The sequence below is a fragment of the Streptomyces mutabilis genome (assembly GCF_014649815.1).
Lineage (GTDB): Bacteria > Actinomycetota > Actinomycetes > Streptomycetales > Streptomycetaceae > Streptomyces > Streptomyces mutabilis.
Genome location: NZ_BMTT01000001.1, coordinates 279,905 through 292,355 on the forward strand (window position 1 = coordinate 279,905; position 12,451 = coordinate 292,355).

Consider the following 12,451-nt stretch of genomic DNA (forward strand, 5'->3'; position numbering starts at 1 on the left):
CCAAGAGGATGGGTGCCGCCCGCAGACAGCAGGCGGCACCCGGTGTCGTCAGGGGTCAGGCGTCAGGAGGCGCGGCGGGGTGCGGAGGCCCGCTTACGCGGGGTGCGCTTCGCCGGGGCCGGAGCCTCGTCGGACTCCGCGGCGGTGTCCGGCTTGGCCTCCGGGGCGGCCTTCTTCGCGGCACGCGGCCGCTTCCTCGGCGCGGGCTTGTCCGTGCTCTCGTCCTGGCCCCCGCCCTGGGAGTCCTCGGTGGACTCGTCCTTCGCGTCGCCGCCCTTGTCGGTCCCTGTTTCGAGTCCGGCTGCCTCGCGCAGGCGCCGGGTCGCCTCTTCCGCCTCGCGGACGACGGCTTCAGCGTCGGCCCGCGCCATCTCCTCATCCACGTACACGCCGGACAGGTCCTGCGGTGCGGCCATGCGCAGCGCGCCGGCCTCGGCGCACTTGCGGAGCATGTGGGCGGGCATCTGCTGCCACATCTTCGCCACGACGTACGCGCCCTGCTTGCGGTCGTAGTACGTCGGGGCGAACTCATCCCAGCGGGCGATGAACGGGAACCGGGCGTTGCTGCGCAGGACGGTGACCTTGACTGCGGCCGGGTACGCCTTCGACAGCCAGACTTCGTGGGCGTTGCCCTCGGAGTCGTAGTAGACGGTGTCCTCGTACGAGATGGACTCCCCTGCCTTGATAGCCGCGCGGTGGGCGACCGTGCGGAAGCCGTCGATACCGGTCTGGATGGTCCAGGTCTTCTCCGGCTCGTCGGGGTTGTCGGCGGCCTTCCAGTTGGTACGGCCGATCATGTAGATCTGCCGCGCGAACGGGTCGAGGCCGGACCGCACGCAGAAGTGGAAGAACAAGGCCAGCTGGGCACGCGGCGCCTGGGCGAGTCCGGGGCTGATCAGCGACAGCGCGGCCACCTGACGCGCGTCGAACTCCACTTGGTCGGCGCGCAGCACAACGGCGCTCTGGGACACGCTGCGTTCGGGCAGCACCTCGGTGGCGGTCAGGGGCGGGGCGCTGGATGGAGCGTCGTCACCCTGCTGCTCGGTCGGTTGATTCATGGGTCGTTCGTCTCCAAGAGAACTGGGTCAGTCGGTCCGCAAGGCGCGGACCTCGAACGCGCCCGCCCACTCGGGGTGGCGCTCGATGAGAAGCCGGACGTACCGGCTGCGGAAGTTGTTGTTGAGGCGGAACTCGTCGCCCTCGGTCGCCGTGACGTAGCGCCAGCGCAGGACCTCGAAGAGCATCCCGATGCCGACACGGCTCGCGCCGCGCTTGAGGTAGTCGGCAGTCAGGGCCTCCAACGCGCGCAGCACCCAGGGGTTGAGCTCGTGGAATGTCTCGAACTGGGCCTGGATCGACGCCGGCTGGCCGTCCGGCTGCCTCACGGTGTGGATGACCAGGCCCGGTATCTCGTCCTGGACGGCTGCCATACCCACCCCCCGATGACCTTCTTTCAAGAATGTCACCTATCTTGCGGGTCGGCGGACAGATGATCAACCCCACCAGCTACAGACGCGACTTCACATACTCAACCCGAGTCAGGCGGAGGCTCGCTCGGCCGCCTCCTCCATGCGCGCTTCACGAGCCTCGTTGGCCGCCGATGCGGCCTGCAGGGCGTCGATGGCGACGTTGGACTCGGGGTGCTTGAGCAGGTAGAGCGAGAGGGCCCCTTCGACAACCAGGGCCTCGCGGGCATCCATGACCGCGATCTCGTCGCCGCCCGGCGTGACGATGAACTGCACTACTGCCTCCTTGGTGAACTGCGGACCCTCATGACGAGGGATTACTTATACCTTAATGGCAGTTCGAGGCTAAGTACAGTAATTGCGCAGGTCAGAGGGCCTTTCGGGCGTGGCGGCCTCGGGTCAGTACGCGACTGCCGGGCCCGTCGTACGTGCCGTCGCGCAGGGCGGAGACGACCGCTTCGTCCACGTCCCAGGGCAGGCCCCGCGCGCTCTCGCGGAGCTTCGGAACAGCATCGAGGACGATGTCCAGCATCCAGAGCATCGACCCGGACAGCAGCCAGTCGTGCTCCGGGAACCGCCCAGTCGCGACGGTCGTCGCCAAGTTGCCCTGTGCGGGCAGATGGAACAGCTCGATGATCTCCTGCTGGCCGACGATCGGTGGCAGCTCATCCCCCAGATCCGGCTCCCAACCCTCGCCCTGCTCCGCGATGATCCGCGACTTTACATTCAGGTCGACCTGGCGGAACCGCGCCGTGGTCGCTCCCCACCGGGCAGCGAAGCCGAGCGGCCAATACCGCACCCCACTGACGATGATGGCGGTCCCCGGATCCAGCACGCTGCCACGGCTCGGCGCCAGCCACTGCGCGACCTGCTTCGGATCGACGCGGTACAGCGCGGCGAACTCCTGGTGCCCGACCAGATACGGCTTGCCCCGACTCATCCCCGTCCTCCGGTGTCTGCCCTGGATGCAGAGGGCAGCGTAGCCGTACGCGCACGCCGGCATGCGCGGCGGTCGCTGCTATGGTGTCGGCGGTCTTTTCTCCAAGAGGCCAAAGGCCCCCGCTTCGGCGGGGGCCGTGTGCGTTGCCGCGCGCTCTACGCGCTCTTGCCCTCGGGCTGGTCGGCGGTGGAGCTGAGCCGGGTCGAGCCCTGCTCCTTCCTCTGTCGCGTGAACCGCAGGGCGTGGATGGTGCGCCCGCCGGTCACCTCGCGGAAGGCGGTCGCCACCTCGGCCTTGGTCAGCCGCCGCCCTCCCAGCGTGAACAGCGGTCCGTCCGTACGGGCCCCGATCAGCTCGCGCAGCGCGTTGGCCGCTGACACGGTGATCCCGGCCTCGTAGACGCCGGCCTCCTTTGCATGGCGGATGACAACCAGACGATCATCCAGCTCCGCGTCCGGCACGTCGAACGCCAGGACCTCGTCCATCCGGACCTCCGACTCCCAGAGCAGCTGCCACACCGACCGGATGGCGGCCGGGACCGCCGGGTTCGCGAGCGCAGTGTCCACCTCCAGGTCGGTGATGAGCAGGCTTGTCGTATGCATGATGACCCCCAGGCCGCAGGAACAAGTGCGCCCTCACGCTATGCGCGCTGTCGGACAACACCGCTTGACAGCAGGGGCGTTCGTCTCAGGCGCGGGCCAGGCTGAAGACGGTGAGCACCACCGCGGTGATGCTGGCCAGTACGGCGACGGTCGGCAACGGCCACCTGGTCTTCTCCAGCGCGCTCACCCGTTCCTCCAGGTCCTCCAGGGCCTTGTCCGTTTGGTCGCTACGCTGGACGAGCAACGCCAACTGTCCGTCTATGCGCGCGAATCCGACCTCCAGCGCCTGACGCAGCTCTGCCAGGGCGAGCGCGACCTGCCCTTCGGGCACGGCCTTCCTCCTCTCCTCTCGCTGCCCGGCGGTCAGTGCTTGGGCGTGGCCGGGTCGCGCTTGAGCGGGAGCCACGAGGCCGTTCCGGGCCTGCCCAGGACGGTGCCGAGGGTGGACTTCAGCGCGCTGAGCGCGGCGGGTATCGAGGAGACCGCCGCGGCCTGCCACGCCGACAGGGACACCATGTCCGTCGTGCTGGAGGCTGCCATCAGGCCCAGCAGCGACTGGAGGTAGGTGGCAATCGTGCGCTCGGCAACGTCGGCAAGGGCCTGCGGCATCGGGTCTTGCTCCTGGTTCGGGGTGGTGGGGGTAGGGTCGGCGGCACCGGCCTGGTGCGGGACGCGGAGGTCCGCCCAGGTCTGCGGGCCAGGAATGCCGTCGGCGTCGGCACCGTGGTGGCCGCGCTTGATCTGGTAGGCCGCGTACGAGCGGCGGTGCGCGTCGTTCCACACCGGACCGAGCGGCGTGTCGTAGGAGTCGCAGCCTTCGGCGATCAGCCGCTTCGCCATCGCGGCGATCACCGGGGACGAGCGCCCTTCGCGGAAGAACTGCTTGCCCGGGTACGCCGCGTACTTCGGTTTCGGCTTGGGCTTCGGGTCCGGCTTGGGCTTCGGCTTCGGGTGGGGCTTCGGCTTGCCGCCGTCCTTGAGGTGCCGGGCGACCCGGGCGCGGAAGTCGTCCATGTCGATGCCGCCCGGGTCCGGCTTCCCTGGCTGCCACTCCTTGTGGCCAATGACGGAATGCTCGTTCCAGCCGTGCGCGCGGCAGATCGCCGCCGCCGCCCGCGCCATCGCGTCGAGCTGCGCCGCCGGCCACAGCTGGCTTCCTGTGTTGATGCACTCGAAGCCGTAGAAGTGCCGGTTGCCGTCGGTGTCCGCTTCGTTGTCGCGCGGCAGACTCGTCTTCTCGGCGATGACCGCGAGCAGGACGTCTGTGTCCCCCATGCCTGCGTGATTGGTCCGGCCGTAGCCGACCAGGTGGATTGTCCCGGACCGGTCGATGACGCCATGGCAGAGGGGACCTGGAAGATCCTGGTAGCCGACGCGGCAGAGCTCCACCATGTCCTGCTCGGACGTGTACGGCCCGGTGTGATGGATCATGACCCCATTCGCGGGGCCCCAGTTGCCGTGGGTGTTCCGGTTGTGGGTGCGCCATTTGCCGTGCTCGACCACGCCGAGCCCGGCGCCCTTCAGCACGGACAGGAACCTGTCCGCGCTCAGCGGTGTAGCCACGCGCTTCGTCCTTCTCCCCTGCGCCGGATGGCAGTCGGCCGTGGCCGCCGCGGCGGTCCGGTCCCTCGGGAGCGCGAAGCGGGTGGAGGGTCACCCAGGGCGTCATGCTACCGGCGGCGCACCGGCCGATTGTCGGGGCGCGCAGCTGGTCAGGTGTCGGCGCGGTCAGTCCGGAACGACGTGCTGTCGAGGCTGATCCATGACGCGCGGACGCTGCCGCCGCCCTGCACGCGCAGCCGCACAAGGCCCTTCGGGTCGATGTCGAGCTGGAGGCTGCGGCGTGCCGCGTCGGAGGCGACATCGACCGTGCGCGGCGCTTCCGGCCAGTACCCCTCGGGCAGCAGCGCGACCAGCTGCTCGTCGGCGGCCCGGCCGCCCGCCAGTCCGATACGGCCGCAGAACTCGGTCGTATCCCAGGGGTTGGCGCGGAACTGCGGCGGCTGCTCCTCGTCCGGGACGGTGGTGCCGCCGGTCAGCGGAAGGTCGCGCCACTCCGGATACGGCGCGCGGCGGGCGCGCTCCAAGGTGACGACCCGCTTCTCCAGCTTGGCCAGTCGGCGGCCGAGGTCTGCGATCGTGTCCGGCACCTACTGCTCCTCTCCTTCGCCCGTCTCGTCCTCGGGCTTGTTGGTGCGCTCCAGCTTCAACGTCACGCGCTCGGCCGTCTCACCCTCGCCGGGCCGCACCGTCCAGCCGACGATCCGGCACCAGCCGTCGTACTCGGTGTGCGGCTCGAACAGGCGAATCCGTACGTCGTCCCCGATGCGCAACGCGTGGATCGGGGCCGCCGGGTGATCGATGATCTCCAGCTCGGTCAGCGAGGGCAGAACCTGGCGGGCCAGCCGTTCGCGGCGGGCCCGCTGCTTCAGCTTCGCCTCGTCCTTCTCCTTCGTCTCCAGCCGGTGCTCCAGGCGCAGACGGCCGTTGCGCACGCCGTCCACGACGACCTTGCGCTTCTTGCCCTCGCCCGCGCCGAGCCCGATGACCCACTGGGCGTAGGAGTCGGCGTCCTTGATGACGTGCGGGGTGCCGACCACGTTGGCACCGGTGGTGAACGTCAGGTCCTCGCGGCGTCGACCAAGTCGTGGTGCACCGAGGATGATGCGGCGCTCGGCGCGGCGCCCGCGCCATGCCACGGTCTCCGACCACTCCAGGCCGTCATCGATCTTGGCCATCTCGTCGACGATCTCGCCGAGGTTGCGCGGGTCGGTTTTGGAGGTGGTGTACGGATCCTTCGCGGTGCCGGTCTTCGCCTTCGACTTCGTGTCGTCCACGACCACACCGAGGTCGCCGTCCGGCTGCACCTGCGCGTAGGCCCACACATCGCGGATCACTTCGCACGGGTCCGCTTCGATGTAGGGGCCGCGGCCGTCAAGGTTGCCGTGCAGATCGAAGCGGCGGTGGAGGTAGCTCGTGAACCCGGAGGCTTCGACGGGCAGGGTGTTGCCCTCCGGTTCGGCGCGCCAGAGCAGCCCGCCCCAGTCGAGGCGGGCGTTGCGCTCGACGAGGAGCATCGTGTCGCCGGCGTCGAGCGCGTCACCAACGGAGCGTCGGAACGCGGTCGGCAAGGTGGCCTTCAGTGAGCCGGGCCCGGATATCTCCGGGCCGTATTCGACCTCGTTCAGCGGCAGGTTCCAGTGCAGAACGTCGCCGGTCGTGGCCCGCGCGACGATGTAGCGGTAGTCGGCCATCGTCACGCAGGCCCTTCCGTGAACGCGACGTCGAGCGTGACCGTCGTGCCCTTGGCCACGCTCAAGTCACCGTCGCCGTACTTGTCGTTCTGGTTGATCTCAACGGCCAGGTGCTGGCGGGTGCCCCGGTAGGCGGGCGGTACGGCGAGCGTGTCGGCCAGGGTGACGGAGGAGCGGTGGGTGGTGGTGCCGTCGTCGTCCACGACGGTCGGCTTCGCGGCGCGCTCTCCGAGCCGCGTGCGCAGCTCGACGTACACGGAGCCCGCCTCGGCACGCAGGCCGGAGAGGGTGACGACGATGGTGGCCTCCGTCGCCCAGGCGGGGATGTCCACGTCCCAGGCAGCTTCCTTTGGCCAGGCCGCCCACTGGCCGTGCTTGCCAGGCACCTTCTCTGTGGTCACGGGATGCACGGTGCGCAGCGTGCGCTCGGTGCGCGGGTTGGCCAGCCGCCGCAGGTCGGTGATCATCTCGGCGGTGATCGTCGCGGTGTTCCGGGGGATGGTGAGGCGGGCCAGCGGGATCGCCGTCATCTCCCGCAGCGCGGCGGTGGCCTGTGAGGCGATGTTCTGGATGAGGTGGAAGTAGCCGATCTCCTGGCGGCGCGGGTCGCGGTCGCCTTCGAACTCCGGGTCCTCGATGCGCAGCACGAGCAGGTCGGTGCGGGCGACCGGTCCGGTCGGCGGCACGTCGACCACGGTGTCGCCAATGTTGGACTGGGTGTAGGCCCCTTGCCACGGCCGGGCACCGTGGATGAGAGCGGAGCCGTCGCCGACACGGACACCGGGGCCCGGGGTCTCCAGGGGGCGGACCTTCAGGTCCTCACCGCCCGCGACACCCTGCCGGCCTCGGGCCAGGTCGCGGATCATCAGGCGCATCGCGCGGGCGGAGTGGTCGGCCCCGCGCACCATCATCGGGGGTTGCAGCGTCACGAGTCTCTCCGTTCACAAGGTGGTGTACGCGGACCGCCACGCCACCTCGAGGCGCGCGGTGCCGGACGGGTCGTTCGCGCTCCAGGCGATCTCGGACCGTCCGGGCGGGAGGGCGAACAGGTCGAGACGGGAGGCGGGGCTGAGGTCGTTCGCGACGTTGACGGTGCCGTTGCGCAGCGCCCAGCAGGTCCCGGGTCGGGTCTCCATCTCCACCCACTCGCCCTCGCGCAGGGACAGGCCGAGTTCGAGGACGCGGCGGGTGGCGGTGTTCCAGATCCGCGGGTTGGTGACCGGGCCGTGTACGCGCAGGCTCGGGTGCGTGGGCACGTCGCCGTGATTGGTGACCCATCCGGGCCTCCCTTCGGCCGGGTGATGCTCCGACTCGGGTGGCCGGCGGCACGCGGCAGGGCGGCCCATCGCCTCGTCGACGGTGCGGTCCGCGCGGTCGGTGCGGACCGCCTGGTCGAGGCCGAGCGTCAGCGTCGACAGCTCGTCGTCGTACCAGCGCGGGTCGTCCAGGCCGACGAACTCAATATCCAAGGGGATCCAGCCGTGCACGGCGTTGGCCGTGCTGGTCGCTTCCATACGGCGAAGTCGCCCGTACATGCGGCGAGTGGGGTGCCCTGGCCACCGTCCGCGCAGAATGTGGCGGCCGTCGGGGCTGGTGCGGGCGTCGGGGGTGTCCAGGGCCCGCTCCAGCCGGGCGAGGAGGTCCGCGGCCTTCACCGGGTCGCCGGGGGTCTTGATGCCAGCCTCGAATCGCAGGGAGCGCGGGCCGTAGAAGTCCCGGCCCGGCGTGGTGCCGTCACTGTTGGCGTTGTCGGCGTCCTGCGGCCGGGTAGCGGGCGACCCGAGCCCTTCGACGTTACCGACCGGGACGTAGGTGCCGGTGCCAAGGACGACGCCGCCAATCTCGTACTGCCACGGGGCCAATTCGGGGCGGCTGTGCTTGTTCGGTGCTGTGGTCATCACACTCTCCCGCCCCGCTGCGCGTTGCGCAGGGTGCGCATCATCTCGTTGCCGATCTGCTCAGGGGTGGCGGCGCTGTCGGTGACGCTGATGGGCATGGAGCCGATCAGCGGCTGCTGCTCGCGCACGACGACGACCTGGACCCGGCCGCCGGCGCGGGCGTCGACCACGCGGGTGCGGGCGCGGTCGCTGCTGGTGCGGATGTCGAAGGAGCGCACGACACCGGCGATGGCCTCGACGCTGCGCGCCTGTTTGAAGGAGCTGGCGAGCGTGGGCGTGTAGTCGCGGCTACGGGTGCCGCGGACGCCGCCGTTGGCGTACCACTCGACCTGTCCGCCGAAGCGGTCAACGACTTCCTCCACGATCGCCTTGCTGCGGTCGCGCTTGGAGGCGGCCAAAGGCACGTAGGCCTCCCCGCCGGTCTCCCGCTCACCCCATATGCGGTAGCTGCCGGCCGGGGCGATCTGTGCCACGTGCCGCTCGCGGCGCTGGCCGCTGGTGACCCCGCCGTCGGCGAAGTAGTCGACCACCGCGCCGTCGGCATGCCGCTTGGCGGCGCGGGCCTGTGCCTCGGCCTGCTTCTCGATGGCGTCCGCGATGTTGGTGTTCTGCTCGGCGAGCTGGCTGAAGATCGAGACGTGCCGGGTGGTGACTGTCACCTCCTTGCCGCGCAAGGCGTTGATGCGCTGCTGGATGGCGTCCGCGGCCTTGCGTGGGCCGCTGGTCGGCACGATGACCTTGACGTTCTTCGACCCGGGTACCTTCTCGATCCGGAAGCCGAGCGCCTGCAGCTGCTTGCGTGCCTCGGCCGTCGGCGCCTGCACGACGACGTACTTCGCGCCCGGCGTGGCGCGGATCTTGGCCTGGACGGCCTCCAGGCTCTTGATCGCCGCGGCGGTCGGCGCGGATACGGTGACCTTCTTGCTGCTCGGGGTGCGGCCCAGCTTGTCGATCAGGGTGTCCAGGTTCTTCTTCGCCCCCGCGGTCGGCGCCGTGATCTTGATCTGGCGGGTGCCCGGCACGGTCTTCACGGTGAACCCGAGGTCACGCAGCTTCTTCTGCGCGCCGTCGCTGAGGGAGTCGACCTTGATCGTCCGCTGCTTCGGCAGACGGTGGAACTCGGCCTGGACGGCGATCAGGTTCGCCAGGGTGGAGTCCATGCCCTTGGTCTGAAGCAGCAGGGACACCTTGGACGGCAGCAGGCCGAGGCTGTCTGCGACGCCTTCGGCCTGGGCCTTGGTCAGGCCGAAGCCTTGGGCGGCCTTGATCGCCTCCGCGCGGGCGCGGCTCATCTGCTCGCGTGCCTTCGCGAGCGCCGCCGGCAGCGTCTCGCCGTTGCGCTTGGCCAGGTCGAACGTCGCCACCGACGCGTCGGCCGCCGCGTCGGACAGGGCGGTGAGCTGGGTGTACAGCTGCTGGCCGTTGCGCGTGGTCGTGTTGAGGGTCTTGTCCTCGTTGACGAGCTGCTTGCCGCCGTAGCCCTGCCCGCGGTTGACGTTCCTGCTTCCCTCCTGCAGATCCAGGACGGCGCTGTTCACCTTGGCCTTGGCTGCCTGAAGGGAGATCTGTCCGCCCGACAGCAGATCGATCGCCGACTTCAGCGAACGCGTGCGGGTGTCAGCGTCCGCCGTCTCGTCGGCCAGGCCACCGACGGCCGCCTTCAGCCGGTCGTACGCGGACGTGCCGTCCCCGGCGCCCTTCGTGGCGTTGGCGAGCTCCTTGGCGTTCTTCACTGCATCGGCCATCTCGCCCTTGACGCTGCCGAGCGCGTCAGCCGCGTCCTTGTACCGCTGCCCGACGTCCGAGTAGTCCCGGACGGTCGCCTTGCCGCCCGCCACGTCCTTCCAGATCTTGTGCTTATCAGCCGTCGCCTGCAGCTGCTTTTGCAGGGCGTCCAGGGACATGCCCTGCCCGAGGTAGGCGTCGGTCAGGGTGGCCAGCGGCACGCCGGCCTGCTCCATGACCTTCGTGAGCTGGCCTTGCTCGGTCTTGGTGTCCAGGAGGGCCTGGGCCGCCTGCTGGCGGACGTTGCTGTCGATCTGGCCGCCGGACTCGCGCAGCGCGGAGGTGAGAGAGGAGATGCGCTGCTGGTGTTCAGCGGCGGCTTGCGCGGCCTTCTGCTGGGGGGCCGCGAGCAGCCCCAGGCCGACCGACACGCCCGCCATGACGACACCGAACGGGCCGCCGAGGGCGTTGGTCACGCCGCCGAGCGCAGAGCGCAGCCCCGACCCGGCCGCCCGGCCTATCCCGTTGAGCGTGCCGGTGAAGGTGACTCCGGCGCCGTTCGCGCTGCGGAACGCGGCCGTCATGTTGCCGAGGAACCCGACGCGGGCCTGGACCGCTGCCCAGGCGGCGCCGTACCTGGACAGGGCGACGCCGGACGCGGCGGCCAAGGACTGCTGCACCCGCATCTCGTCGTTGAACGCCCGGATACCGGAGCGGACCGGCCCGCTGACGGTGGTGGCCAGGTTCGTCAGGGCGGGCTGCGCGCGGCGGAACAGCAGCATCGCCAGGGCGGCCGACTGGATAGGGGCGGGGAGGGCGCCGAACGCCGTCACGAGGCCACCGACGACGTGACCGACCGGCACGAGAACGAGGGACAGGCCGGAGACCGCGTCCATGGCCGCGTTGGCGACGGTCGCGACGATGTCGAGCGTGCCGGCCGCCGCGCCGCCCTCCTGGCCCAGGCCCGCGACGGCCTTCAGGAGCGGCTCGGCACCGTCGGCGGCGTTGGACAGGACATCGCCGAGGGTGCTTCCCGCGTTGATCAGCAGATTGAGACCGGTGGCCAGAGAGTGCTCGCCGATCTCCTTAAGCGGGCCGACCAGTTGTCGGGCCTCATCGATGAGCCCACCCAGTCCGGCCTCAGTCCTCGCCTTCAGGTCCGGCCCGTACAGCGTGGCGAGGTCGCGGCCGTAACTGAGGGCCGTGGTCAGGTACGGCGTGGCCCCGGCCATCCCGCGGGTGAGCAGACGGGTCACCCACTCCAGGCCGGGCGCCATCCCCTCGTACAGTGCGATGCCCGTCTGCCGGGCCTGGGTGCGCAACTGCGTCATCGCACCGGTCAGTCCCTGGCCGCGGGACGCGGTGATGGACGCCGCGGCCCCGGTCTGCCGTACAGCCATCGACAGGGCGTCGAAGCTCTCGGTTCCCTGGTGGGCGAGCGCCACCGCGCCGCTGAGCGCCGGCTTACCGAACGCGCGGGTCACCCCGGCCGCGAAGTCCTTCTGGGACATGGTGCGTTCGGCCTTCGACAAGCCGTCGATCACCGTGCGCAGGCCCCGGAAACGCCCCTGGGTGTCGAATGCTTCGATCCCCAGGTCCTTCAGGGCACCCCGCATCTGGGGTGTGGGCGCCGCTAGGTTGGCGAAGATCCCACGCAAGCTCGTGCCGGCGGTCTGGCCGAGGATGCCGCTCTTGCCGAGCATGCCGACCGCCGCGGCGGTGTCCTGCAGGCTGACGCCGAGCGCGTGCGCGACCGGGCCCGCGTACCGCATCGAGTAGTAGATGTCGGTGATGGACCCGGAGGCGCTGTTGGCCGTGGCGGCGAGGGTGTCGGACGCCTTGGCCGCCTGATCAGCACCAAGACCGTACTGATCCATGATGTCGCCCAAATACTTGGCCGACGTGGCGGCGTTGACGTCGGCCGCCGCAGCGAGTTGGAGGGAGGCGCGTACGGCGTCGATCGACTGATCCGCGCGGAAGCCCGCCTTGCTCAGCTCGACCATGCCCTCGGCGGCGTCCGCCGACGTCGTGGTGGGCAGCGACAGGTCGTTGCCGAGTTCCTGGGCGACGACGGCCGCCCTCTTCATCTGTGCGGCGGTCGCGCCGGTCACCGCACGGAAGAGGTTCATCTGCCGCTGGTAGCGGTTGCCCTCCTCGATGATCTGCCCGGTGCCGAGGATGAGGGCGCCGCCGGCGAGCATGTTCGTGGCGGACAGGCCGCGCCGCCCGGCCCCGGCGGTGGCCCGCTGGAGCCGGGACATCGACCGTGCGCCGTCGTCCCCGGCCGTGCGCAGGGCCGTGCGCGCTGCGGCGGCCCGGGCGGTGATCCGGTTCAGTTCGCCGACGGCCGCGCGGGAGGAACGATTCAGCGCGGCGAACTGCGAAGCGAGCCGGGCCCCGTTGGTGTCCAGCCGTGCCAGGGACCGGTTCGCGGCATCGGTCCGCTCTCCCAGGGTCCGCATCTGTGCGGAGGCAGCACGGGTTCCCGCGATCAGGTCGCGGACCTCGGCGCGCATCGCGACCGTGAGGGTGAACCCGGCCACCGCGGGCGGCCTCCTTACATGGT

At 70.3% G+C, this 12,451-nt stretch carries 11 protein-coding genes and 1 pseudogene; all 12 read right to left on the bottom strand.

The window, feature by feature from the left end:
- Positions 1 to 62: 62 nt before the first annotated feature.
- Positions 63 to 1,058 carry a phage recombination protein Bet gene (gene bet, locus IE142_RS01285; RefSeq protein ID WP_191883984.1) on the bottom strand — a complete coding sequence of 332 codons (996 nt, stop codon included), beginning with the start codon at positions 1,056 to 1,058 and terminating at the stop codon, positions 63 to 65.
- Between the two features lie 27 nt (positions 1,059 to 1,085).
- Positions 1,086 to 1,430 (bottom strand): hypothetical protein, encoded by a 345-nt coding sequence (locus tag IE142_RS01290; protein WP_051814244.1) that lies wholly within the window; start codon positions 1,428 to 1,430, stop codon positions 1,086 to 1,088.
- A 108-nt stretch (positions 1,431 to 1,538) separates the two neighbouring features.
- Positions 1,539 to 1,742 carry a hypothetical protein gene (locus IE142_RS01295; RefSeq protein ID WP_191883985.1) on the bottom strand — a complete coding sequence of 68 codons (204 nt, stop codon included), beginning with the start codon at positions 1,740 to 1,742 and terminating at the stop codon, positions 1,539 to 1,541.
- A gap of 91 nt (positions 1,743 to 1,833) precedes the next feature.
- Positions 1,834 to 2,406, bottom strand: a complete 573-nt coding sequence (locus IE142_RS01300) for a hypothetical protein (protein WP_191883986.1) — start codon at positions 2,404 to 2,406, stop codon at positions 1,834 to 1,836.
- Positions 2,407 to 2,561: 155 nt separating this feature from the next.
- The gene (locus IE142_RS01305; RefSeq protein ID WP_191883987.1) at positions 2,562 to 3,008 is read right to left on the bottom strand and encodes a site-specific integrase; all 447 of its coding nucleotides are present in this window, start codon (positions 3,006 to 3,008) and stop codon (positions 2,562 to 2,564) included.
- 85 nt (positions 3,009 to 3,093) lie between these two features.
- Positions 3,094 to 3,339: a hypothetical protein gene (locus IE142_RS01310; protein WP_191883988.1), complete on the bottom strand. Its 246-nt coding sequence runs from the start codon at positions 3,337 to 3,339 to the stop codon at positions 3,094 to 3,096.
- 329 nt (positions 3,340 to 3,668) lie between these two features.
- Positions 3,669 to 4,571 (bottom strand): annotated as a pseudogene (locus IE142_RS01315) (N-acetylmuramoyl-L-alanine amidase); the annotation flags it as partial.
- Between the two features lie 149 nt (positions 4,572 to 4,720).
- A complete protein-coding gene (locus tag IE142_RS01320; protein WP_191883990.1) occupies positions 4,721 to 5,158 on the bottom strand; it encodes a hypothetical protein in 438 nt (145 codons plus the stop codon).
- Positions 5,159 to 6,268, bottom strand: a complete 1,110-nt coding sequence (locus IE142_RS01325) for a hypothetical protein (protein WP_191883991.1) — start codon at positions 6,266 to 6,268, stop codon at positions 5,159 to 5,161.
- Entirely contained in the window at positions 6,265 to 7,191 is a 927-nt protein-coding gene (locus IE142_RS01330) for a hypothetical protein (RefSeq protein ID WP_191883992.1), read from the bottom strand. Before IE142_RS01330 ends, IE142_RS01325 begins: the two co-directional genes overlap by 4 nt.
- 12 nt (positions 7,192 to 7,203) lie before the next feature.
- A complete protein-coding gene (locus tag IE142_RS01335; RefSeq protein ID WP_191883993.1) occupies positions 7,204 to 8,160 on the bottom strand; it encodes a phage tail family protein in 957 nt (318 codons plus the stop codon).
- Positions 8,160 to 12,428: a phage tail tape measure protein gene (locus IE142_RS01340; protein ID WP_191883994.1), complete on the bottom strand. Its 4,269-nt coding sequence runs from the start codon at positions 12,426 to 12,428 to the stop codon at positions 8,160 to 8,162. Before IE142_RS01340 ends, IE142_RS01335 begins: the two co-directional genes overlap by 1 nt.
- Between the last annotated feature and the right edge of the window lie 23 nt (positions 12,429 to 12,451).

Bases quoted from the DNA above. Each gene is read 5' to 3' on its own strand.
- bet (WP_191883984.1), bottom strand. From the start codon at position 1,058: ATGAATCAACCGACCGAGCAGCAGGGTGACGACGCTCCATCCAGCGCC.
- IE142_RS01290 (WP_051814244.1), bottom strand. From the start codon at position 1,430: ATGGCAGCCGTCCAGGACGAGATACCGGGCCTGGTCATCCACACCGTG.
- IE142_RS01300 (WP_191883986.1), bottom strand. From the start codon at position 2,406: ATGAGTCGGGGCAAGCCGTATCTGGTCGGGCACCAGGAGTTCGCCGCG.
- IE142_RS01305 (WP_191883987.1), bottom strand. From the start codon at position 3,008: ATGCATACGACAAGCCTGCTCATCACCGACCTGGAGGTGGACACTGCG.
- IE142_RS01335 (WP_191883993.1), bottom strand. From the start codon at position 8,160: ATGACCACAGCACCGAACAAGCACAGCCGCCCCGAATTGGCCCCGTGG.